A 21,370-nucleotide genomic window follows, 5' to 3' on the forward strand; every position below is an offset into this window, starting at 1 on the left:
TTAGATCAGGCGCACCGCGTGGGGGGACATGCCGGACCAGCGGACCGGGGCGACCTGGACGTTGGCACCGGAGTTGGGGGCCTCGATCATCATGCCGTCGCCGAGGTAGATCGCCACGTGGTGGCTGCCGCCCGGGCCGTAGAAGATGAGGTCGCCGCGTTGCATCTGGCTGGGGTCGATCTTCGTGCCGTGGTTGTACTGGTAGCCGGTGTAGTGCGGCAGCGCGATGCCGGCGCCGGCGAAGGCGTAGAGGACCAGGCCGGAGCAGTCGAAGCCGATCTTGTTGAAGTCACCGAAGGAGTCGGCCACGCCGCCGTCGCGGATGCCGCGGCTGGGGCCACTGGCGGTGCCGCCACCCCAGGCGTAGGGCACGCCCACCTGGGACTGGGCGCGGGCGATGACCGCCTCGATCTGCGCCCCCCGGTCCCCGATCGCCGCGACCTGCTCGGCGGCCTGCTCGGTGACGTCCTCGATGGTCTCCAGCACCGGACCGGTGGACAGCTCCTCCTCGACGGCCGGTTCCGGGTTCTGCACGGCGGCGATGGGGGCCGGCGCGGCCTCCTCGTCCGCGACCTCCGGGTAGGGGTTGTCCAGGGAGGCGTGCTCGGGCTGGGAAGCGGCGATGACCGCGGCAGCCGCAGCCACTGCGGCGGCGGTGGCGGCGTCGCGGAAGGCCTGGGCCTCGGCCTCGCGGGCGGCCTGGGCCTCCGCTTCGGCGGCCGCGGCCTCCTGCGCCTGGCGACGCTCGATGGCCTCCTGCTCGGCCTGGCGGGCGGCGTCGCGGGCTGCGGCGGCCTGGGCCTCTGCTTCCCGACGCTCGCGCTCACCGGCGGCGGCGGCAGCAGCCTCCGCCTCCTGCGCACGGCGGGCGGCCTCGTCGGCGGACTGCTGCGCGGAGTCGGCAGCTGCGGACTCCGCCTCGGCGATACGGCGGGCCTCGGCCGCTGCGGCGGCGTCGGCGGTGGCTCCGTCCTCGGCGGCCTTGCGGGCGGCGTCGGCCTCCCGGTACTCCTGCGCGTCCTGGCGGTTCGCGTTGCCGGTGGCGATCTCGGTGCGGGCGGCGTCGAGCTGCTCGCGGGCGGCGTCGCGTTCGGCGCTGAGGCGGTCGCGCTCGAGGGTGAGCTCGCCGATACGTGCGTTGTTGGTGTCGATGGCGGTGCGTGCATCGGCCTCCCGGCCCAGCGCGCGGGCCTCGCGCTCCTCGGCGATGTTGCGCAGGTGGCGCAGCTCCGATTCGCGGTTGGCCTGCTCGGTGCGCAGTTGATCGAGCTCCGCGATGGCCGCGCGCTGCTTCTCCGCGTTGGTGCGCAGGAAGGTCTGGCGGTCGAGGGAGTCGGTGGAGGCCTCCTCGCCGGCGAGGGTCGCCACGGCGGTGGGGGTGGTGGTGCGGCGGTAGGCGGCGCGGGAGATCTCGTCGAGGTGGGCCTGAGCCTCCTCGATCTTCTGCTGGGTCTCGTCGAGCTGCGCGCGGGCGATGATGACCGCCTGGCGGGACTGCTCGGCGGTGGCCTGGGCGTCATGCAGATCGACGAGCGCCTTGTTGACCTCCTCGTGGAGGCCGCTGATCTCCAGTGCGAGGCGGTCCATCTCGGACTCGGTGCGGGTGATGTCAGTGACCAGGCCGGCGGCGGTGGATTCACTGGTGGGCGCGGGGGTCGCGGAGACGACGGCCGGGGTGAAGGCCGTCAGCGTCGCCGCGCACAGGGCGGTGGCGATCACCGTGCGCAGGCGGGCACGGCTCAGAGTGGTCGGGGCCACGTGTACTCCTCACGAACCCGCGACATCAAGTTGGCAGCCTTGACGAGGCGGGTGCCGAATCGATTGATCATCAGTGTGGGCACACGGGTATCCAGACCCCTCATCACAGTGCGGTGACCCTTCGCGCCTGGCGTGCTTCCCCACATGCCCGTGCGATGACGTTGACGTTCGCGGCTTAGTCCGTGAACGTGACACCTGCTCCTGAAGGAGGCTTCCATCGACCCGTGAGCCGATAAGGGCACCATAGAACACGGGAGACCCTCGTGACCCATCGTTTACCAAAATTCACACGAGTAAAGCCTGACCACATGACTCACGCGGTGGCGGTGACCTGCAGAATGACGAATCGGTAACGACACTGTGATGTTCGTCACGTTTTGCGGTGGACGGCAAGCGCCCGCCCCACAGTCACATCACAGTGCGGCTACAGTTTTGTTACCGAAAGTTATCGGGAGGTCAAGCCCGCAGCCTGGACCTACGGGCGAACGTCCAGGCCGTCGCCAGGGACCCCGCCACGATCACGGCCAGGATGAGCACAGTCACCACGGGCCAGTTCACCGACCAACCGTTGAGATCATCGACCAGCCGGAACGTCGCCCCCACGACATCCGGGTCCCCCAGGTAGCGGTACTGCGCGGACTCGATGGCGCCCCGCGAGTGGAGGTCGCTGACGATCGCCCCGGAGTCGGGGGTGCGCACGACGACCGTCTCCAGCCCGGAGTCGAGGAGCAGATCCTGCGCGATGTCCCGCAGATCCGGGACATGCGCCGGCGTGTGCTCGAGGACGACGACGCCCAGGGACCCGAAGCCGGACTGCTCGGCGTGGGCCACGGCGTCGATAAGCCCGGGCTCCAGCTCCCCCACCCGCTCCACGGGAAGGGTCGAACTGAACGCGACGGAGTCCTCCCCGAGTTGGGAGGCGAGATCGTCGATGTCGACACCTTCAGGAATCATGGGCGGGACGGTCACTTTCTCCACGGAAACGAGCCTCGGACACCGTCATTTCTATCTGCAGCGGGTGTGACGGGGGTGGCGGCGCGCCGCCCGGCCTCGGAAAAGCCACAAACATAACGCTCGTACTGTTAGAATTGCGGACGGTCGTTGGTGCGAATCCCTAGACTCGGAGACGTACCACCGCGTTCTGCCGGTACCAGGCTGCCTTGACCGGGGTAGACGGGTGCAGGTATCGAACAATCCAGTTCAATGAAGAGGAAATGGAGCTCCCTGTGACCGAAAGCAAGAACTCCTTCAATGCCAAGCGCACCCTCGAGGTCGGCGACAAGTCCTATGACTACTTCGCCCTCGACGCCGTGCCGGGCATGGAGAAGCTGCCGTACTCCCTGAAGGTTCTCGGCGAGAACCTGCTGCGTACCGAAGACGGCGCGAACATCACCACCGAGCACATCGAGGCAATCGCCAACTGGGATCCGAAGGCTGAGCCCTCCATCGAGATCCAGTTCACCCCGGCACGAGTCCTCATGCAGGACTTCACCGGTGTCGCCTGTGCCGTCGACCTGGCCACCATGCGCGAGGCAGTGAAGACCCTCGGCGGCAACCCGGACGACGTCAACCCGCTCAACCCGGCTGAGATGGTCATCGACCACTCCGTCATCGTCGAGGCTTTCGGTACCCCGGAGGCCCTGGAGAAGAACGTCGAGATCGAGTACCAGCGCAACGAGGAGCGTTACCAGTTCCTGCGTTGGGGTGCCGAGAGCTTCTCCAACTTCCGCGTCGTTCCCCCGGGAACCGGCATCGTCCACCAGGTCAACATCGAGTACCTGTCCCGCGTTGTCTTCGACAACAACGGCCTCGCGTACCCGGACACCTGCATCGGCACCGACTCCCACACCACCATGGAGAACGGCCTGGGCATCCTCGGCTGGGGCGTCGGCGGCATCGAGGCGGAGGCAGCCATGCTCGGCCAGCCCGTCTCCATGCTCATCCCGCGCGTCGTCGGCTTCAAGCTGACCGGTGAGATCCCGGCCGGCGTCACCGCCACCGACGTGGTCCTCACCATCACCGAGATGCTGCGTAACCACGGCGTCGTGCAGAAGTTCGTCGAGTTCTACGGCAACGGCGTCAAGTCCGTGCCGCTGGCGAACCGCGCGACCATCGGCAACATGTCCCCGGAGTTCGGCTCCACCTGTGCCATGTTCCCGATCGACGAGGAGACCATCAAGTACCTCGAGCTGACCGGCCGCTCCGAGGAGGACATCGCCCGCGTCGAGGCTTACGCCAAGGCTCAGGGCATGTGGCTCCTGGAGGACGCTCCGGAGGCCGAGTACTCCGAGTACCTCGAGCTGGACCTGTCCACCGTCGTGCCGTCCATCGCCGGCCCGAAGCGCCCGCAGGACCGCATCCTCCTGTCCGAGTCGAAGGCCCAGTTCCGCAAGGATCTGCCGACCTACGCCTCCGACGAGGTTGCCGAGCCGGTGCGCGCCACCAAGGCCGAGGGCGACGACTACAACCAGTCCTTCCCGGGCAACGGCGAGTCCGCTGCCGACTCCGCCGAGGGCCGCGCCTCCAAGCCGGTCATCGTCGAGTCCCCGCAGGGTGGCGAGTACACCCTCGACCACGGCATGGTGGCCATCGCCTCCATCACCTCCTGCACCAACACCTCCAACCCGTCCGTGCTGGTCGCGGCCGGCCTGCTGGCCCGCAAGGCCAACGAGCTGGGCCTGAAGTCCAAGCCGTGGGTCAAGACCATCTGCGCCCCGGGTTCCCAGGTCGTCGACGGCTACTTCAAGCGCGCCGACCTCTGGAAGGACCTGGAGGCCCTGGGCTTCTACCTCTCCGGCTTCGGCTGCACCTCCTGCATCGGCAACTCCGGTCCGCTCCCGGCTGAGGTCTCCTCCGCCATCAACGAGCACGACCTGGCTGCCACCGCAGTCCTGTCCGGCAACCGTAACTTCGAGGGTCGTATCTCCCCCGACGTCAAGATGAACTACCTGGCCTCCCCGCCGCTGGTCATCGCCTACGCCATCGCCGGCACCATGGACTTCGACTTCGAGAAGGACGCCCTGGGTCAGGACAAGGACGGCAACGACGTCTTCCTCAAGGACGTCTGGCCCTCCACCGAGGAGATCGAGGAGACCATCGCAGGCGCGATCTCCCGCGAGCTCTACGAGGCTGACTACGCTGACGTCTTCAAGGGCGACCAGCAGTGGCAGAACCTGGACATCCCGACCGGTAAGACCTTCGAGTGGGACGAGAACTCCTCCTACATCCGCAAGGCTCCTTACTTCGACGGCATGCCGCTCGAGCCGCAGCCGGTCACCGACATCAAGGGCGCCCGCGTCCTGGCCAAGCTCGGTGACTCCGTGACCACGGACCACATCTCCCCGGCCTCCTCCATCAAGCCGGGCACCCCGGCAGCCCAGTACCTGGACTCCATGGGTGTCGAGCGCAAGGACTACAACTCCCTGGGCTCCCGTCGTGGTAACCACGAGGTCATGGTCCGCGGTACCTTCGCCAACATCCGCCTGGCCAACCAGCTGGTCGACGTCACCGGTGGCTACACCCGTGACTTCACCCAGGAGGGTGGCCCGCAGGCCTTCATCTACGACGCCGCCATGAACTACAAGGAGGCCGGCACCCCGCTGGTCGTCCTCGGTGGCAAGGAGTACGGCACCGGTTCCTCCCGTGACTGGGCCGCGAAGGGCACCATCCTGCTCGGCGTGAAGGCTGTCATCACCGAGTCCTTCGAGCGTATCCACCGCTCGAACCTCATCGGTATGGGTGTCATCCCGCTGCAGTTCCCGGCCGGCGAGTCCCACGAGACCCTGGGCCTCGACGGCACCGAGACCTTCGACATCGAGGGCATCGAGGAGCTGAACAACGGTGTGACCCCGAAGACCGTCAAGGTCACCGCCACCAAGGAGGACGGCTCCACCGTCGAGTTCGACGCGGTCGTCCGCATCGACACCCCGGGTGAGGCCGATTACTACCGTAACGGCGGCATCCTGCAGTACGTCCTGCGTCAGATGATCGCCGCTGCCAAGTAGCGAGTCATCCCCCGCAGTGTGAACTGCCTCTGAGAGGGGGCTGCATCCCCGGCTAAGGCATCCACGCCGCCGGGGAGAGCAGCCCCCTCTCCCCTTTTTCTCCCCACCCCGTACAGGAGTCCCCCATGCCCGTGGTCAGCGACAGTGAACTCACGCGTCGACAGACCGAGATCCTCGAAGGAGCCCGGCGCTGTTTCGCCGAGTTCGGCTACGACGGCGCCACCGTGCGCCGCCTCGAGGAGGCCACGGGCAAGTCACGCGGCGCGATCTTCCACCACTTCGGCGACAAGGAACGCCTCTTCCTCGCCCTGGCCCGCGAAGACGCGGCCCGGCAGGCGGAGCTCGTCGCGGAGGAGGGACTCGTCGAGGTGATGCGCGACATCCTCCACCACCCGGAGCGCCACGACTGGCTGGCCACCCGCCTGGAGATCTCCAAGATGCTGCGTACCGACGCCGCGTTCCGCGCCCGCTGGCACGCCCATCAGGAAGTGCTTGACGACGCCGTCCGTCACCGCCTCGCCCGCCTCGGCGCGGACGGGCGCATGCGCACCGACGTCACCCCCGAGGTACTCCACGCCTACCTGGAGACCGTCCTCGACGGACTGATCACCCGCCTCGCCTCCGGGGGCTCCACCGACGGTCTCGACCAGGTCCTCGACCTCGTCGAGGGCTCCGTCCGACGCGGCGTATAGGCTGTCTACCCATGGCCCACATCCTCCTCGTCTCCCTGCGCTCCGGCGACCTCGCCGATCAGATCGCCGCCGCGGAGGAGCGGGATTTCCTGTTGGCCACCCGGCTCGACCCTGCCGAGCTCACCCACGTCAACATCGGCTCGACGTCCGTCACCGCGGGAGACCTCAGCACCTACGACGGGATTCTCGTCGGGGGCTGCTCGCTCAACGTCACCAACGAGGTGTGGGATGAGTGGCAGCACCACGTCCACGCCGAGCTGAGCCGGATCTGCGACTCGGGCGTGCCCGTCTTCCTCGTCTGCTACGGCACCAGCTGGCTGGTCCACGAACAGGGCGGCACCATCGGCCACTCCCACGCGGAGACCTCGGGGCCCACCACAGTGGAACTCACCGCCGCCGGGCGCGAGGATGTGCTGTGCGCCGGGTTGCCGGAGACCTTCACGTCGCTGACGGGCCACACGGAGAACGTCGAGAAGCTCGGGGACGACCTCACCGTCCTGGCCACGGGCCCGACCTGCCCCGTGCAGTTCATCCGCCGCGGCGAGCACGTATGGGCGACGCAGTTCCACGCGGACATGGACGCCGTGGCGATGCGCTCGCGCATGGACTTCTACTACGACTACGGATACTTCTCCCCCGCCGACTACGAGACGATCCTCGCCGCGCTACCCGCCGTCGACACGACGTGGTCGAACAAGCTCCTGGAGAACTTCGTCGACCACTGCCGACGCCGCGACTAGAGTCGGCTGATCGCCGTCTCCCCCGCCCCGCCGCCGCCGGGGGCGTCGATGAACGGCAGGATCTTCGCCTGCGGCAACTCGCTGCGCCCGGCCATCTCGACGAGCACCTGGGCCACCAGCTCGCGGGAGGTGGTCACCGTGTCATCGCCCGGACGGACATTATCGACGACCGCGAGTCCCCCCGCCGACTCCAACGTGAGACGCCCCGGCGCCAGGATGAGGTACTCCAGCTCCGAGTCCAGCAGGCGGCGGTCCACCGCCTCCTTGGAGTCGGCATAGGGGTAGAAGGGATCCTCCGGGTCGATGCCGTGCTCGAGGGAGCCGAGGTAGGAGACCATGAGCAGGCGCGGCGGGGTGACCCCGGCGGCCTGCAGCTGTTCCAGGCCCGCGATGCAGGCCAGGGCGCCGTCCCGGTCGATGGCGTAGGTGGCGGCCGCGCCGTCCTTGCCCGCGTTGCCGGCGCTCCAGATGGCGACGTCGTAGCCCTGGAGCTGCTGCGCCCAGTCCTCCGGGCTCAGCGCCGTGAGGTCCCGGATGAAGGGGGTCGAGCCGAGCGCCTCGATGTCCGGCGCCTGGTCCGGGTTGCGGATCAACGAGGTGACGTCCATTCCCGCCTGGATGAGCCGGGAGGTGGCCAGTTGGGCGACCTTGCCGTGGCCGCCGATGAGGAGGATCTTCTTCGGACTGGTGTGCTGTGCATCGCTCATGGACACCACCCTACGGAAAGTTTCCGGGGCACATCCCGGCCACGTAGCGCCGATTCACCACCCGCTGGACGAAGCGCGCCACCGGCCCACCCACCTTGGCCAGCCACCACGCGTGGCGCGAGAAGGCGATGACCCGGCCGGTCACGGTGCCGTCGGGTGCCCGGGTGACCAGGAAGGCCTCCTCCCCCGACTCCACGTGCGCCGGCAGCGTTCCGTACACGAGGACGGTGCGCGTGGGCGTTCGTTCCTCATGGATGATGAGGCACGAGGAGGTGGTCGGACCGAAGTGCAGGCGCGCGAGCGGGCCGTGCCGCTCCACCCGCACCCCGGCGTGGGCGTGGGCCTGCCACGTGAGCAGGCGCTCACTGGCCGCGGCGAAGACCTCCGGCCCGTGGCCCAGAACTGCCGCGTGGTCGGTGATCCTCCACCGGCGCAGCCCGAGCTCGGCCGGGGAGCGCCCCGCGACCAGCGCGAGGGTGGCCAGCTGCAGGTGGGGCGGATACGACAGTTCGCGGCGGGTGATCATTTCCGGCCGTAGGCCCAGTAGGCCGCCGGTCCGAGGCCATTGATGAGCTGGGCCAGCGCCCACGCCCACTTCGGCCCGCGGACCGCGGCGGCCGGGCGGCGGGACAGGTCCACCCAGGCGCCGACCTTGGCGGCGAGCTCGACGAGGACCGCCGCGACGACACCCGCCCGGGCCGGGGTGGAGAGGTCGGAGAATTCGGTGCGGAGCTGGGACAGGGAGGGGTTGAGGTTGTTCATGTCATCCAGCTTATCCCTGCCGCGGGCGTACAGTGGGCGCATGTGAACGCCCCGCATGCCCAAGAGATCAGCACCGTCTTCTCCGAACTCGGCAGCCGCCCGGGAGGCCTGAGCACCGCCGAGGCCGCCGCGACGCGGGAGCAGGTCGGCCTCAATTCCCTGCCACAGGCGGTGGAGGAGACGTGGGGGCAGCGCCTGCTGCGCCAGTTCCGGGACCCCATGATCTACGTCCTCCTGGCCGCCGCCGTGGTGACCGCGCTGCTGGGTGAGGTGGTGGACACCATCGTCATCGCGGCGGTGGTCATCATCAACGCATTGGTCGGCTTCGTGCAGGAGGGCAAGGCCGCCAACGCGCTCGCCGCCATCCGGGACATGCTCTCCCCCTCCTCCGAGGTGTTGCGCGACGGCACCTGGGTCACCGTCGACTCCGCTGAGCTCGTGCCCGGCGACGTCGTGCGGCTGCGCCCCGGGGACAAGGTGCCCGCCGACCTCCGCCTCACCGAGACCGCGAGCCTGCGGCTGGAGGAATCGGCGCTGACCGGGGAGTCCGTGCCCACCGACAAGCAGACGGGGTCGGTGGCGGAGGAGGCGGATCTCGGCGACCGCACCTCCATGGCCTTCTCCGGCACGACCGTCGCAGCCGGCACCGGGGTGGGTGTCATCACGGCCACGGGCGGGGCGACCCAGATCGGGCACATCACCACCATGCTCGGACAGGTCGAGGCGGCGGAAACACCCCTCACCCGGTCGATGGGCCGCTTCTCCTCCCTGCTCGCCGTCGGCGCCGTGCTGCTGGCGGTACTGATGATCGGCGTGTCCGTCCTCATCTACGACACCTCCTGGGGCGAGGTCCTCATGTCCGCGATCGGTTTCGCCGTCGCCGCCATCCCCGAGGGTCTGCCCGCGGTCATGGCCATCACCCTGGCCCTCGGAGTGCAGAAGATGGCCGCGCGCAACGCCATCACCCGCCGCCTCACCTCCGTGGAGACCCTCGGTTCCGTCACCACCATCTGCACCGACAAGACCGGCACGCTCACCCGCAACGAGATGACGGTCCGCGCCGTCCACACCCGCAACCACACCTACGAGGTGAGCGGGACCGGTTATGCCCCCGAGGGCCGGCTGCTTCTCGACGCCACCGTGGTCACCCTCGCCGACCACCCCGACCTCGCGCGTATGGCGCAGGTGGCGGCGTACGCGAATGACGCGGGCGTCGAGAAGCGGGACGGCCGGTGGGTGCTCACCGGCGAACCGACCGACGGAGGCCTGCGGACCTTCGCGCTCAAGGCGGGGGTGAGCGAGCCCGCGCGGCGGCTGTCCGAGGTGCCCTTCGATTCCGAGTTCAAGTACATGGCCACCCTCGACGACACCGAACAGGGGCCGGTGATCCACCTCAAGGGCGCACCCGACCGGCTGCTCGAGCGTTGCGACCGGCAGTCCTCCCCCGACGGCGGCACCGAGCCCCTCGACCGCGCCTACTGGGAGTCCATGATCGAGGACTTCGGGGCCCGTGGCCTGCGCGTTCTCGCCGCCGCCTGGCGCCGCGGTGCAGGCTTGTCCGCCGTGGACGTCGCCGACATCGACGCCGGTGGCTTCGTCTTCCTCGGGCTCTACGGCATCATCGACCCGCCGCGCGACGAGGTGCTCGACGCGGTGCGCACCGTCCAGGAGGCCGGGGTGCGGGTACGGATGATCACCGGTGACCACGCCTCCACGGCCTCCGCCATCGCCCGCGAGGTCGGGTTGGCCGGGCACCGGGCCATCACCGGCACCGAGCTCGAGACGGCCACCGACTCCGAACTGCAGACCATCGTGCGCGACCACGACGTCTTCGCCCGCACCTCCCCCGAACACAAACTGCGCCTGGTCCGGGCGCTGCAGGCCAACGGCGAGGTGGTCGCCATGACCGGCGACGGCGTCAACGACGCCCCCTCCCTCAAGCAGGCGGACGTCGGTGTGGCCATGGGCATCAAAGGCACGGAGGCGACGAAGGACGCCGCGGACATCGTGCTCGCCGACGACAACTTCGCCACCATCGCCGCCGCCATGAAGATGGGGCGCACGATCTACGACAACCTGCGCAAGGCGATCGTGTTCATGCTGCCCACCAACGGTGCGCAGGGACTGGTCATCTTCGTCGCCATGCTCGTCGGCATGACGTTACCCATCACTCCCCTGCAGGTGCTGTGGGTCAACCTCATCACGGCGGTGACCCTGTCGCTGGCGCTCAGTTTCGAACCTGCCGAGGCCGGCATCATGCGGCGCCGCCCCCGGGATCCGGCAGCCGCCCTGCTCGACTCCGAGGCCATCCTGCGCATCCTCTACGTCTCCCTGCTCATCGGCGGGGCCACCATCGCGGTGTTCCAGTACCTGCAGATGAACGGCGCCCCGCTGGATGTCGCGCGCACCATCGCCGTGAACACGCTGGTCGTCGGGCAGATCTTCTACCTCTTCTCCGCCCGCTTCTCCCGGGTGAGCTCCCTGCGCCAGGAACTGTTCACCACCAACCCGGTGTCCTGGCTGTGCGTCGGCATCATGCTGGCCCTGCAGCTCGCCTTCGCCTATGTGCCGTTCATGCAGGCGGCCTTCGGCACCACCTCCGTCGGCCTGCTCAGCTGGGGTGCCCCGCTCCTGGCGGGTGTGGTCGTCTTCGCCGCCGTCGAGGTGGACAAGCTGCTGCGCCGCCGGGTTTAGGAGCCGGGGCTGGGCCTGACTAGACTACTTGGTATGTCCGGACCGACCCTCCACCCGCGCAAGCCCTTCCTGCTGCTCAGCACCCGTCCCGAGGACGTCGCGGCGGCCGCCGAGTTGCGCAGCTTCCGGGACAAGATGGGGCTGGGGGTGGACGGCATCGTCCAGACCCGCCTGGAGGCGCGTCCCCTCGGGCGTGTCGACGTCCGCGACTACTCCGGCATCATCCTCGGCGGCAGCCCCTTCAATGCCTCCGACGCCGTGAAGTCGCCCCTGCAGCTGCGCGTCGAAGCTGACCTCGCCCTCCTGATGGACGAGGTCCTCGACCGCGACTTCCCCCTCTTCGGCGCCTGCTACGGAGTCGGTACCGTGGGCACCGCCATCGGAGCCACCATCGACGAGACCTACGGGGAGAAGCCGCAGGTCATCGAGGTCAGCCTCGTCCGCGAGGACCCGCTGCTCGAGGGGATGCCGGAGACGTTCCACACCATGGTCGGGCACAAGGAGGCCGTGGCGTCTCTCCCTGATGTCGCCACCCTGCTGGTGACCGGCGAGAACTGCCCCACCCAGATGTTCCGCGTGCAGGACAACGTCTACGCCACGCAGTTCCACCCCGAACTCGCGCCCGCCCAGTTCGAGGAGCGCCTGCGCATCTACGCCAATGCCGGCTACTACGAGCCCCACGAGCTGGACGAGATTCTGGCCGGCACCCGCGGCGTCGACCTCACCGTCGACGACCGCATCCTGCGCACCTTCGCGCAGCGTTACGCGCGCTGAGCTACGGGCTCAACTGGTCCACGACCAGCTTCGCCGCGCGCAGACCGAGGCCGGTCTCCTCGCGCAGCGTCTTGATGGCCATGATGGGCTTACCCTCCGCCACCAGAGCCCGCACCCGGGCGGAGGGCTCGACCCCCATGGGCGATGGTTCCGGCAGCCCCGCCTCCCGGCACAGGGCTGCCACCATCTTCTCCAAGGCGGCGACCCGCAGGGTGAGTTCGTCGATACGTTCCTGATCGTCTGATTTCCCGAACATGGCGCCCAGGCTACGCCAGTTCCACGATCTCCATGTACTCATCGGACCAGAGGTCCTCGTCTCCGTCGGGAAGCACGATGACGCGCTCCGGCTCGAGGGCCTTGACGGCGCCCGGGTCGTGGGTGACCAGGACGACCGCCCCGGTGTAGGTGCGCAGGGCGTCGAGGACCTGCTCGCGGGACTGGGGGTCGAGGTTGTTGGTCGGTTCGTCGAGAAGCAGGACGTTGGCGCGGGAGGAGACGAGCGCGGCCAGGGCCAGGCGGGTCTTCTCGCCGCCGGAGAGCGTGCCGGCGGGCTGGTCGAGCTGCTCCCCGGAGAACATGAAGGCGCCGAGCAGGCCGCGCAGGTCCTGCTCGCCAGCCTCGGGGCAGGCCTCGATAGTGTTCTGCCACACGGACTTGGCCGGGTCGATGGTGTCGTGCTCCTGGGCGAAGTAGCCGATCTTGAGGCCGTGGCCGGTGACGATACCGCCCTCACCGTCGGTGCGCTCGACCCCGGCGAGCAGTTTGAGCAGGGTGGTCTTGCCGGCGCCGTTGAAGCCGAGGACGACGACGCGGGAGCCCTTGTCGATGGCCAGGTCCACGCCCGCAAACACCTCGAGTGAGCCGTACATCTTGGTCAGGCCCTTGGCGAACAGCGGCGTCTTGCCGCAGGGTGCCGGCTCCGGGAAGGAGATCGCGGCGACCCGGTCGGCGACGCGGATCTCGTCGAGGGAACCGAGCATGCGTTCCGCGCGCGCCAGCATCTGCTTGGAGGCGGCGGCCTTGGTGGCCTTGGCGCCCAGCTTGGCGGCCTGCTTCTGCAGGGCGGAGGCCTTCTTCTCGGCATTGGCGCGCTCGCGGCGGCGGCGGGCCTCGTCGAGGGCGCGGGCGTCCTTGTACTTGGCGAAGCCCATGTTGTAGACATCGGCCTCGGCGCGGACGGCGTCGAGGAACCAGATCTTGTTGCACACGTCGCTGAGCAGCTCGACGTCGTGGGAGATCATGATGAGCCCGCCCTCGTGCTTGGCGAGGAAACCGCGCAGCCAGGTGATGGAATCGGCGTCGAGGTGGTTGGTGGGTTCGTCGAGAAGCAGGGTGGTCTGGGACTTCCCGGAGCCGTTGGTGGCGGCGAAGAGGATCTGGGCGAGCTCGACGCGGCGGCGCTGACCACCGGAGAGCGTGTGCAGCGGCTGGTCGAGGATGCGCTCGGGCAGGCCGAGGTTGTCGCAGATCTGGGCGGCCTCGGAATCGGCCTCGTAACCGCCGAGCGAGTAGTACTGCTCCTCGAGGCGGGAGTATTTGCGGATCGCGGCGTCGCGCTTGGCGGCGGTCTCCGCGCCCTCCATGATCTCCTGCTGGCGCTCCATGGAGCTGCGGATCCGGTCGAGGCCGCGGGCGGAGAGCACGCGGTCGCGCGCCGTCTGGTCGATGTTGCCCTCGCGGGAATCCTGCGGCAGGTAGCCGATCTCCCCCGAGGAGGTCACCTCGCCGCCGTAGGGCTTCGTCTCCCCCGCCAGGATGCGCATGGTGGTGGTTTTGCCGGCTCCGTTACGACCCACCAGTCCGATGCGGTCGCCCGGCTGCACGCGCAGGTGCTGGCCGGGAGCGCTGAGCAGGGTGCGCGCGCCGACGCGAACGTCGAGGTCATTGGTGACAATCACAAGGGGCCATCCTATCAATCTATGCTGGGGGCATGAACGTCGGTCGCGACTACATCGTCGAGTACCAGGTGGGTGAGTTCCAGCACGGCTCGCTGGTACTGCGCTTCGCTACTGACCCTTCCGAGAACCAGCTGCGCGACGCCCTGCAGGATCACGGTCTGTCCGCGCGGTCGCTGCAGCAGGTCCGCGCCCGCCCCCTCACCGGTGGGCGGGCGCCGCTGCCCTCGCCGCCGGCCGCGCGGGCGCCGCAGAAAGCTTCTCGACGTAGCGCCGGGTGGCTCCTCATCCCCCTGCTCTGCGGGCTCTTCGGGGTGGGGATGGTGCGGGCCGAGATCGCCACCGAGCTGGGGCGTGGGGCCGCCGCCGAGGCGACGACCCAGTCCTGGGAGTACTGCACCGACCGGCTGGATTCCTACCGGGGCGTCGAGGGCGGCATCCTCGACGGGCAGTTCGCCCAGTGGCCGACCGCCTTTGCCCTCACCCCGGCCAACGCCGCCTTCATGGTGGCGTGCCTGAGTGACTGAGGCGGGGGTCTCAGCCGTCGACGGCGGCCTTCATGCAGCGCATGGCGGCCAGCGTCTTGGGCACCCCGATGTAGGGCATGAGGTGGATGATCGACTCGCCCACCTCTTCCCGGCTCAGGCCCGCGACCTCGAGGGCCGTCCGGATATGCCCGGTGAGCTGCGGTTCCACCCCACCCATCGCGGCCAGCGCCGCGATGTTGAGCAGTTGGCGGGTGCGCAGGTCGAGGCCCTCGCGCTGGTAGGTGCCGCCGAAGACGGCGCCGACGACCCAGTCGGAGGCGCCGGGGGCGAACTCGTCGAGCTGGCCCTTCCAGGCGGCGGCCCCCTCCGGGGACTGCGTCTGCGCGACGAACTCCGCGCCCTTGTCCATGCTGAAGGTCATGTGTGTCTCTCTCCCACCAACGGCGCAAATCCCGGGCCCCGTCTCTCGACGGGACTACCGGGATTCACTTCTTCACCCTGACTGCTGTCCGGTGAAGCATGTCCGATCAATGTAACCCACGCCACAGGGGCGTGTCAATACCTAGACGGCGAAACCGAGGGAACGCAGCTGCTCGCGGCCGTCCTCGGTGATCATGTGGTGGCCCCACGGCGGCAGCCACACCCACTCGAGGTCGACGTGGTCGACGATGCCGTTGCCCACGAGGGCGGCGTTGACCTGGTCCTCGATGACGTCGGTGAGGGGGCAGGCGGGCGAGGTGAGCGTCATGTTGATGACGGCAGCGTCCTCGCCCTCACGGTCCTCGATCCACACGTCGTAGACGAGGCCGAGGTCGACGACGTTGATGCCCAGTTCCGGGTCGATGACGTCGTAGAGGTACTCGGTGACGTCGAAGGCGAGTGCCTCCTGCTCCTCGGTGAGGGTCTCCGGACGCTGGCGCTGGACGTTGTCGGTGGGGTTGTTCTCGGTCATTTACTTCTCCCTTTCGTTGAGGGCGTCGGCGGTGGCGGCCTGGAAGGCCTTCCACCCCAGGAGGGCGCACTTGACGCGGGCCGGGTACTTGGACACGCCGGTGAAGGCGATGCCGTCACCGATGAGGTCCTCGTCCCCCTCCACGGTGCCGCGCGAGAGGATCATGCGCTCGAACTCGGCGAGCTTCGCGTTGGCCTCGTCGAGGGGCAGGCCGACGATCTCCTCCGCCATGACGGAGGTGGAGGCCTGCGAGATGGAGCAGCCCTCGGCGTGGTAGGACACGTCGTCGATACGCTCGCCGTCCGCGGACAGGCGCACGCGCAGCGTCAGCTCGTCACCGCAGGAGGGGTTGACGTGGTGCACCTCCGCGTCGAAGGGCTCGCGCAGGCCGACGTGCTGCGGGTTCTTGTAGTGGTCCAGGATCACTTCCTGGTACATGGACTCCAGGTTCATCGGTTCACCCCGAAGAAGTCTCGGGCGTGGTTGATCGCGTCGACGAGGGCGTCGACCTCCGCACGCGTGTTGTAGATGTAGAAGCTGGCCCGGGCCGTCGACTGGGCGCCGAGTGCCCGGTGGGCCGGCCACGCGCAGTGGTGGCCGACGCGGATGCACACGCCGCGGCTGTCGAGCACCTGGCCGAGATCGTGCGGGTGCACCCCCTCCAGCGTGAAGGAGATCGCCGCGCCACGGTCCTCGGCGGTGGTGGGCCCGACGATGCGCAGCCCGGGGACGGTCTGCATGCGCTCGAGGGCGTAGGCGGTGAGCTCCTGCTCGTGGGCGTGGACCTGGTCCATGCCGATCTCGGTGAGGAAGTCCACCGCCGCCCCCAGACCGACGACCTGGCTGGTCATCTGGGTGCCCGCCTCGAAGCGCTGCGGGGCCGGGGCGTAGGTGGAGCCCTCCATTTTCACCACCTCGATCATCGAGCCGCCGGTGAGGAAGGGCGGCAGCGTGTCGAGCAGCGGGGCCCGTCCGTAGACGACACCGACGCCGGTGGGACCGCACATCTTGTGCCCGGAGAAGGCCGCGAAATCGACGTCGAGCTCGTGGAAGTTGACGGGCATGTGCGGGACGGACTGGCAGGCGTCGAGGACCGTGAGGGCCCCGACCTCCTGCGCCCGGCGCACCAGCTCCGCCACATCCGTGACCACACCCGTCACATTCGACTGGTGGGTGAAGGCCACGACCTTGACCGTCTCATCGAGTTCGAGGGAGTCCAGGTCGATGCGACCCTCCTCCGTCATGGAGTACCACTTCAGCTTCGCGCCGGTGCGGCGGGACAGCTCCTGCCACGGCACGAGGTTGGCGTGGTGCTCCAGCTCGGTGACGACGATGGTGTCGTCCGCGGTCACCCGGTAGCGGCCGGCGCGGTCGTCGCCGAGGACATGAGCCACGGCGTTGAGCCCTTCGGTCGCGTTCTTGACGAAGGCGATCTCGTTCTCCTCCGCACCGACGAACGCGGCGATCTTCGCGCGCGCGTTCTCATACGCGTCGGTCGCCTCCTCCGCCAGCTGGTAGGCGCCGCGGTGGACAGGGGCGAAGGTGTGGAGCACGAACTCCTCCTCCGCCTTCCACACCGGCAGCGGGCGCTGCGAGGTCGCCCCGGAGTCGAGGTAGACCAGGGGCTGGTCGTCGCGCACGGTCCGCGAGAGGATCGGGAACTGCGCCCGGATCTTCTCGACGTCGAGGTGGCCCGGCATCACAGGAACTGGTCGTAGCCGTCGGCCTCGAGCTTGTCGGCGAGCTCGGCGCCACCGGTGGTGACGATGCGGCCGTCGGCGAACACGTGGACGAAGTCCGGCTGGACGTAGTTGAGGATGCGCTTGTAGTGGGTGATCATCACGATGCCACCGTTGGTCTCCTCCTGGTAGCTGTTGATGCCCTGGGAGACGATGCGCAGGGCATCGACGTCGAGGCCGGAGTCGGTCTCGTCCATGACGGCGAACTTCGGCTTGAGCAGGTCGAGCTGGAGGACCTCGTGGCGCTTCTTCTCGCCGCCGGAGAAGCCCTCGTTGACGGAGCGCTCGGAGAAGGACTTGTCGATCTGCAGCGCCTCGCGGGCGGCGTTGAGCTCCTTGATCCACTCGCGCAGCTTCGGGGCCTGGCCGCGGACCGCGGTGACGGCGGAGCGCATGAAGTTGGCGGAGGAGACGCCGGGGATCTCGGTCGGGTACTGCATGGCCAGGAACATGCCGGCACGGGCGCGCTCGTCGACGTCCATCTCGAGGATGTTCTCGCCGTCGAGGAGGATCTCGCCTTCGGTGATCTCGTAGCGCGGGTGGCCGGCGATGGCGTAGGCGAGGGTGGACTTGCCGGAGCCGTTGGGGCCCATGATGGCGTGGGTCTCGCCGGAGTTGACGGTCAGGTTGACGCCCTTGAGGATCGGCTTCGGCTCGCCGCTGCCGTCCGTCGGGATCACCTGTGCGTGGAGGTTCTTGATTTCCAGGGTGGACATGTACGTCTCTTTCAGGTCTAAGGTGTGCTGCGTGAAAACTTAAGCGGTGACGGACTCGAGCTCGTCGGTGACGCGCTTCTCCAGTTCCTCCCGGATCGACTCCACCGGAATACGGTTGATGACCTCGGAGAAGAAACCACGGATGATGAGGCGGCGGGCCTCGGCCTCGGGGATGCCGCGGGCCATGAGGTAGAACACCTGCTCATCGTCGAAGCGACCGACGGTGGCGGCGTGGCCGGCCCCGGCGATCTCGCCGGTCTCGATCTCCAGGTTGGGGATCGAGTCCGCGCGGGCGCCCTCGGTGAGCACCAGGTTGCGGTTGACCTCGTAGGTGTCGGTGCCCTGCGCGTTGGCGCGGATGAGCACGTCGCCGACCCACGTGGTGTGGGCGTCGGGCAGCGCGGAGGTGGGGTCGGCCTGCAGCGCACCCTTGTAGAGGACGTTGGAGCGGCAGTTCGGCACGGCGTGGTCGACGAGCAGGCGGTTCTCGAAGTACTGGCCGTCGTCGGCGAAGTAGACGCCGAGCAGCTCGGCGTCGCCGCCCGGGGCGGTGAACTTCACGCGCGGCACCAGGCGGACGACGTCGCCGCCGAAGGTCGCGGCGTTGTAGCGCAGGGTGGCGTCGCGGCCCAGCAGGGCGTGCTGACCGGACAGGTGCACCGCACCGGATTCCCAGTCGGCGTCGACGATGACGGTGAGACGCGCGTTGTCACCGACGATGAACTCGAGGTTGTCGGCGTGGGTGCCGGTGCCCGTGTAGCGCACGAAGACGACGGCGTCGGCGCCGGAGGCGACATCGACGACGACGGCCCCGAAGGAGGTGACCCCCTCGCCGCGACCGGTGATGGTCACCGTGACCGGCTCGGAGACGAGCGCGTCCTTGGCCACCGAAATGTAGGAGGCCTCGGTCATGGAGGTCCAGGCCTGCGCGGCGACCCGGTCCACCGGGGCGGCCGCGCGGCCGAGGCGCTCGTCGTCCTTGGCGACGGTCTCGACGGTGACGGCACCCGCGGCGGCCGCGGGGACGTCGATAAGCACGTCCTGGGTGACGGCCTCGTCGAACTTGCCGTTGTGCAGGCCGCGGATGCGGCGCAGCGAAATGAAACGCCACTCCTCGTCGCGGCCCGCCGGGACAGGGAAGTCCTCGACGTTGAAGGAGGAGAAGAGGTCACCCTTGGTGTTGTGCGGGGTGGCGGCGTCGACAGCGGTAGCTGTGGTCATCGGTCTAGCCCACCGATCCTTCCATCTGCAGTTCAATGAGGCGGTTGAGCTCGAGTGCGTACTCCATCGGCAGCTCCTTGGCGATGGGCTCGACGAAGCCACGGACGATCATCGCCATGGCCTCCTCTTCCTTGAGACCGCGGGACATGAGGTAGAAGAGCTGCTCCTCCGACACCTGGGACACCGTGGCCTCGTGGCCGAGCACGACGTGGTCGTTGCGGATGTCGTTGTAGGGGTAGGTGTCCGAGCGGGAGATGTTGTCCACCAGCAGTGCGTCACACTCCACGTTGGAGTAGGAGTGGTGCGCGTTGGCGTTGATCTGCACCAGACCGCGGTAGGCGGCACGACCGCCGCCCCGGGCCACGGACTTGGAGACGATGTTCGAGGAGGTGTGCGGAGCCATGTGGGTCATCTTGGCGCCGGTGTCCTGGAACTGACCCTCGCCCGCGAAGGCGACGGAGAGGACCTCACCCTTGGCGTAGGGGCCGGTCATCCACACGGCCGGGTACTTCATGGTGACCTTGGAGCCGATGTTGCCGTCGACCCACTCCATGGTGGCGCCCTCCTCGGCCTTGGCACGCTTGGTCACGAGGTTGTAGACGTTGTTCGACCAGTTCTGGATCGTGGTGTAGCGGCAGCGGCCGCCCTTCTTCACGATGATCTCCACCACCGCGGAGTGAAGCGAATCAGACTTGTAGATCGGGGCGGTACAGCCCTCGACGTAGTGGACGTAGGCGTCCTCGTCCACGATGATGAGCGTGCGCTCGAACTGGCCCATGTTCTCCGTGTTGATGCGGAAGTAGGCCTGCAGCGGGATGTCCACGTGGACACCCTTGGGCACGTAGATGAAGGAACCGCCCGACCACACGGCCGAGTTGAGGGCGGAGAACTTGTTGTCGCCGTCGGGGATGACGGTGCCGAAGTACTCCCGGAACAGCTCCGGCTGCTCCTTGAGGGCGGTGTCGGTGTCGAGGAAGATGACACCCTGCTCCTCCAGGTCCTCGCGGATCTGGTGGTAGACGACCTCCGACTCGTACTGCGCGGCGACACCGGCGACGAGACGCTGCCGCTCGGCCTCCGGGATACCCAGACGGTCGTAGGTGTTACGGATCTCCTCGGGCAGATCCTCCCAGGACTGGGCCTGGCCCTCGGTGGAGCGGACGAAGTACTTGATCTGGTCGAAGTCGATGCCCGACAGATCGGCACCCCAGGTCGGCATGGGCTTGCGCTCGAAGATGCTCAGCGCCTTGAGGCGCTTCTCCAGCATCCACTCCGGCTCGTCCTTCTTGGCGGAGATGTCACGGACGACATCCTCGCTCAGGCCACGGCGCGCAGAGGCACCGGCCGCGTCGGAGTCGTGCCAGCCGTAGTTGTACGGACCGATGGACTCGATGATCTGGTCATCGCTCATGCTCTCCGGCGACTGCGGTGTTGCCTGGGTCATGATCCGCTCCTTTCTTCTGGAAGTTTCTCGATGGGTGTCAGGGGGATATTCGTCGTGCAGATGCCCTGGCCACCGGTGATGGTGGCCAACGGTTGGACATGGACGCCGACCAGACCTGAGATCAGCTCATGTTCGGCCTCGCACAGCTCCGGGTGCTCGGCGGCCACGTGGGCCACCGGGCAATGGTGCTGACAGATCTGGATACCGTTCCCGGCACGGGTGACCGTTGCAGCGTACCCGGCACGGTCGAAGGCATCAGCCAACTCCCCCGCTGTCTTCTGGATGGAGTCCTCGTCCTCGCCGGCCGGGGTGACCCCCGCCACGATCCGCTCGATGCGGCTCGCCGCCAGACGGCGGACGGCCTCCGCCCCTCCGGTCTCCCGGAGCAGGTCCAGAGCGTCCGCCGCCAACTGATCGTAGGAGTGCCCGAAATGGGACCTCCCCTGATCGGTGAGGCGGAACGCCTTCGCCGGTCGGCCCCGCGCGGCGGAACCGGCCGATCTGGTGCGCCGGTCGAGCGTCTCCGCCAGGCCCTCCGCCACGAGGATGTCCAGGTGCCGGCGAACCCCGGCGGCGGACATCTCGAGGCGGTCAGCGAGATCGGAGGCCGTCACCGGCGCGAGTTTGAGCAGCATGAGCATGATTTGACGACGGGTGTCGCCCTCCACGGTCCGGGTCTCCGGGACCTCAGGGTGGGTGTTCATCGCGCCGTCACCTCCTCGCTGTTGCTGGTACAAGTCGTCGTCGACGCCGGGTGGTGGACCGGCGCCCTCATATTCGACAA

General features: G+C 68.3%; 21 protein-coding genes. 6 read left to right on the forward strand and 15 right to left on the reverse strand.

Annotated features, from left to right (window positions below):
• Entirely contained in the window at positions 1-1,758 is a 1,758-nt protein-coding gene (locus tag ACFPUZ_RS04140; RefSeq protein WP_377000172.1) for a DIP1281 family NlpC/P60 protein, read from the reverse strand.
• 456 nt (positions 1,759-2,214) lie between these two features.
• Positions 2,215-2,712 (reverse strand): Rv1476 family membrane protein, encoded by a 498-nt coding sequence (locus ACFPUZ_RS04145; RefSeq protein WP_377000174.1) that lies wholly within the window; start codon positions 2,710-2,712, stop codon positions 2,215-2,217.
• A gap of 272 nt (positions 2,713-2,984) precedes the next feature.
• On the opposite strand from ACFPUZ_RS04145, the gene acnA reads away from it, so the two are divergent.
• The 3 genes from acnA to ACFPUZ_RS04160 all read left to right on the forward strand — a co-directional run bounded on the left by acnA (position 2,985) and on the right by ACFPUZ_RS04160 (position 7,194).
• A complete protein-coding gene (gene acnA, locus ACFPUZ_RS04150; protein ID WP_377000318.1) occupies positions 2,985-5,762 on the forward strand; it encodes an aconitate hydratase AcnA in 2,778 nt (925 codons plus the stop codon).
• Positions 5,763-5,887: 125 nt separating this feature from the next.
• Entirely contained in the window at positions 5,888-6,454 is a 567-nt protein-coding gene (locus ACFPUZ_RS04155) for a TetR/AcrR family transcriptional regulator (protein WP_377000176.1), read from the forward strand.
• Positions 6,455-6,465: 11 nt separating this feature from the next.
• Positions 6,466-7,194: a glutamine amidotransferase gene (locus ACFPUZ_RS04160; RefSeq protein WP_377000178.1), complete on the forward strand. Its 729-nt coding sequence runs from the start codon at positions 6,466-6,468 to the stop codon at positions 7,192-7,194.
• Here ACFPUZ_RS04160 and ACFPUZ_RS04165 read toward each other — a convergent pair.
• From ACFPUZ_RS04165 to ACFPUZ_RS04175, 3 genes are read right to left on the reverse strand one after another with little or no spacing between them, the layout of a single operon-like run.
• The gene (locus ACFPUZ_RS04165) at positions 7,191-7,901 is read right to left on the reverse strand and encodes an NAD(P)H-binding protein (protein ID WP_377000180.1); all 711 of its coding nucleotides are present in this window, start codon (positions 7,899-7,901) and stop codon (positions 7,191-7,193) included. The two genes, ACFPUZ_RS04160 and ACFPUZ_RS04165, sit on opposite strands and share 4 nt — an antisense overlap.
• A gap of 10 nt (positions 7,902-7,911) precedes the next feature.
• Positions 7,912-8,427 (reverse strand): DUF1990 domain-containing protein, encoded by a 516-nt coding sequence (locus ACFPUZ_RS04170; protein ID WP_377000182.1) that lies wholly within the window; start codon positions 8,425-8,427, stop codon positions 7,912-7,914.
• Complete coding sequence (locus ACFPUZ_RS04175) at positions 8,424-8,663, reverse strand: PLDc N-terminal domain-containing protein (protein WP_377000184.1); 240 nt, start codon at positions 8,661-8,663, stop codon at positions 8,424-8,426. The genes ACFPUZ_RS04170 and ACFPUZ_RS04175 overlap by 4 nt, the downstream gene beginning before the upstream one ends.
• 42 nt (positions 8,664-8,705) lie before the next feature.
• On the opposite strand from ACFPUZ_RS04175, the gene ACFPUZ_RS04180 reads away from it, so the two are divergent.
• Together ACFPUZ_RS04180 and ACFPUZ_RS04185 are read left to right on the forward strand one after the other, a co-directional pair.
• On the forward strand, positions 8,706-11,357 hold the full coding sequence (locus ACFPUZ_RS04180) for a cation-transporting P-type ATPase (protein WP_377000186.1): 2,652 nt from the start codon (positions 8,706-8,708) through the stop codon (positions 11,355-11,357).
• 33 nt (positions 11,358-11,390) lie between these two features.
• Positions 11,391-12,131, forward strand: a complete 741-nt coding sequence (locus ACFPUZ_RS04185) for a glutamine amidotransferase (RefSeq protein ID WP_377000188.1) — start codon at positions 11,391-11,393, stop codon at positions 12,129-12,131.
• Between the two features lies 1 nt (position 12,132).
• Here ACFPUZ_RS04185 and ACFPUZ_RS04190 read toward each other — a convergent pair whose 3' ends face one another.
• Positions 12,133-12,387, reverse strand: coding sequence for a 50S ribosomal protein L12 (locus ACFPUZ_RS04190; protein WP_377000190.1), 255 nt, complete (start codon positions 12,385-12,387; stop codon positions 12,133-12,135).
• Positions 12,388-12,397: 10 nt separating this feature from the next.
• Complete coding sequence (locus tag ACFPUZ_RS04195) at positions 12,398-14,029, reverse strand: ABC-F family ATP-binding cassette domain-containing protein (protein WP_377000192.1); 1,632 nt, start codon at positions 14,027-14,029, stop codon at positions 12,398-12,400.
• Between the two features lie 32 nt (positions 14,030-14,061).
• Between ACFPUZ_RS04195 and ACFPUZ_RS04200 the strand changes: the two genes are divergently transcribed.
• Positions 14,062-14,553 (forward strand): hypothetical protein, encoded by a 492-nt coding sequence (locus tag ACFPUZ_RS04200; protein WP_377000194.1) that lies wholly within the window; start codon positions 14,062-14,064, stop codon positions 14,551-14,553.
• A 10-nt stretch (positions 14,554-14,563) separates the two neighbouring features.
• Here ACFPUZ_RS04200 and ACFPUZ_RS04205 read toward each other — a convergent pair whose 3' ends face one another.
• From ACFPUZ_RS04205 to ACFPUZ_RS04240, 8 genes are all read right to left on the reverse strand, one after another.
• The gene (locus ACFPUZ_RS04205) at positions 14,564-14,935 is read right to left on the reverse strand and encodes a carboxymuconolactone decarboxylase family protein (RefSeq protein ID WP_377000196.1); all 372 of its coding nucleotides are present in this window, start codon (positions 14,933-14,935) and stop codon (positions 14,564-14,566) included.
• A gap of 141 nt (positions 14,936-15,076) precedes the next feature.
• Entirely contained in the window at positions 15,077-15,466 is a 390-nt protein-coding gene (locus ACFPUZ_RS04210) for a metal-sulfur cluster assembly factor (protein WP_377000198.1), read from the reverse strand.
• Positions 15,467-15,919, reverse strand: coding sequence for a Fe-S cluster assembly sulfur transfer protein SufU (gene sufU, locus ACFPUZ_RS04215; RefSeq protein ID WP_377000200.1), 453 nt, complete (start codon positions 15,917-15,919; stop codon positions 15,467-15,469).
• Positions 15,916-17,166 (reverse strand): cysteine desulfurase, encoded by a 1,251-nt coding sequence (locus tag ACFPUZ_RS04220; protein ID WP_377000320.1) that lies wholly within the window; start codon positions 17,164-17,166, stop codon positions 15,916-15,918. The genes sufU and ACFPUZ_RS04220 overlap by 4 nt, the downstream gene beginning before the upstream one ends.
• Entirely contained in the window at positions 17,166-17,921 is a 756-nt protein-coding gene (sufC, locus tag ACFPUZ_RS04225; protein WP_377000202.1) for a Fe-S cluster assembly ATPase SufC, read from the reverse strand. Before sufC ends, ACFPUZ_RS04220 begins: the two co-directional genes overlap by 1 nt.
• 39 nt (positions 17,922-17,960) lie before the next feature.
• Positions 17,961-19,142, reverse strand: a complete 1,182-nt coding sequence (gene sufD, locus ACFPUZ_RS04230; RefSeq protein WP_377000203.1) for a Fe-S cluster assembly protein SufD — start codon at positions 19,140-19,142, stop codon at positions 17,961-17,963.
• Positions 19,143-19,146: 4 nt separating this feature from the next.
• Positions 19,147-20,586 carry a Fe-S cluster assembly protein SufB gene (sufB, locus tag ACFPUZ_RS04235; protein WP_377000205.1) on the reverse strand — a complete coding sequence of 480 codons (1,440 nt, stop codon included), beginning with the start codon at positions 20,584-20,586 and terminating at the stop codon, positions 19,147-19,149.
• Positions 20,583-21,290, reverse strand: coding sequence for a helix-turn-helix transcriptional regulator (locus ACFPUZ_RS04240; protein ID WP_377000207.1), 708 nt, complete (start codon positions 21,288-21,290; stop codon positions 20,583-20,585). Before ACFPUZ_RS04240 ends, sufB begins: the two co-directional genes overlap by 4 nt.
• Positions 21,291-21,370 lie beyond the last annotated feature (80 nt).

The organism is Corynebacterium nasicanis (genome assembly GCF_042658165.1).
In the GTDB taxonomy this organism is placed as follows: Bacteria; Actinomycetota; Actinomycetes; order Mycobacteriales; family Mycobacteriaceae; genus Corynebacterium; species Corynebacterium nasicanis.

Bases quoted from the DNA above. Each gene is read 5' to 3' on its own strand.
- ACFPUZ_RS04145 (WP_377000174.1), bottom strand. From the start codon at position 2,712: ATGATTCCTGAAGGTGTCGACATCGACGATCTCGCCTCCCAACTCGGG.
- ACFPUZ_RS04155 (WP_377000176.1), top strand. From the start codon at position 5,888: ATGCCCGTGGTCAGCGACAGTGAACTCACGCGTCGACAGACCGAGATC.
- ACFPUZ_RS04160 (WP_377000178.1), top strand. From the start codon at position 6,466: ATGGCCCACATCCTCCTCGTCTCCCTGCGCTCCGGCGACCTCGCCGAT.
- ACFPUZ_RS04165 (WP_377000180.1), bottom strand. From the start codon at position 7,901: ATGAGCGATGCACAGCACACCAGTCCGAAGAAGATCCTCCTCATCGGC.
- ACFPUZ_RS04170 (WP_377000182.1), bottom strand. From the start codon at position 8,427: ATGATCACCCGCCGCGAACTGTCGTATCCGCCCCACCTGCAGCTGGCC.
- ACFPUZ_RS04175 (WP_377000184.1), bottom strand. From the start codon at position 8,663: ATGAACAACCTCAACCCCTCCCTGTCCCAGCTCCGCACCGAATTCTCC.
- ACFPUZ_RS04185 (WP_377000188.1), top strand. From the start codon at position 11,391: ATGTCCGGACCGACCCTCCACCCGCGCAAGCCCTTCCTGCTGCTCAGC.
- ACFPUZ_RS04190 (WP_377000190.1), bottom strand. From the start codon at position 12,387: ATGTTCGGGAAATCAGACGATCAGGAACGTATCGACGAACTCACCCTG.
- ACFPUZ_RS04200 (WP_377000194.1), top strand. From the start codon at position 14,062: ATGAACGTCGGTCGCGACTACATCGTCGAGTACCAGGTGGGTGAGTTC.
- ACFPUZ_RS04205 (WP_377000196.1), bottom strand. From the start codon at position 14,935: ATGACCTTCAGCATGGACAAGGGCGCGGAGTTCGTCGCGCAGACGCAG.
- ACFPUZ_RS04210 (WP_377000198.1), bottom strand. From the start codon at position 15,466: ATGACCGAGAACAACCCCACCGACAACGTCCAGCGCCAGCGTCCGGAG.
- sufU (WP_377000200.1), bottom strand. From the start codon at position 15,919: ATGAACCTGGAGTCCATGTACCAGGAAGTGATCCTGGACCACTACAAG.
- ACFPUZ_RS04220 (WP_377000320.1), bottom strand. From the start codon at position 17,166: ATGCCGGGCCACCTCGACGTCGAGAAGATCCGGGCGCAGTTCCCGATC.
- sufC (WP_377000202.1), bottom strand. From the start codon at position 17,921: ATGTCCACCCTGGAAATCAAGAACCTCCACGCACAGGTGATCCCGACG.
- sufD (WP_377000203.1), bottom strand. From the start codon at position 19,142: ATGACCACAGCTACCGCTGTCGACGCCGCCACCCCGCACAACACCAAG.
- sufB (WP_377000205.1), bottom strand. From the start codon at position 20,586: ATGACCCAGGCAACACCGCAGTCGCCGGAGAGCATGAGCGATGACCAG.
- ACFPUZ_RS04240 (WP_377000207.1), bottom strand. From the start codon at position 21,290: ATGAACACCCACCCTGAGGTCCCGGAGACCCGGACCGTGGAGGGCGAC.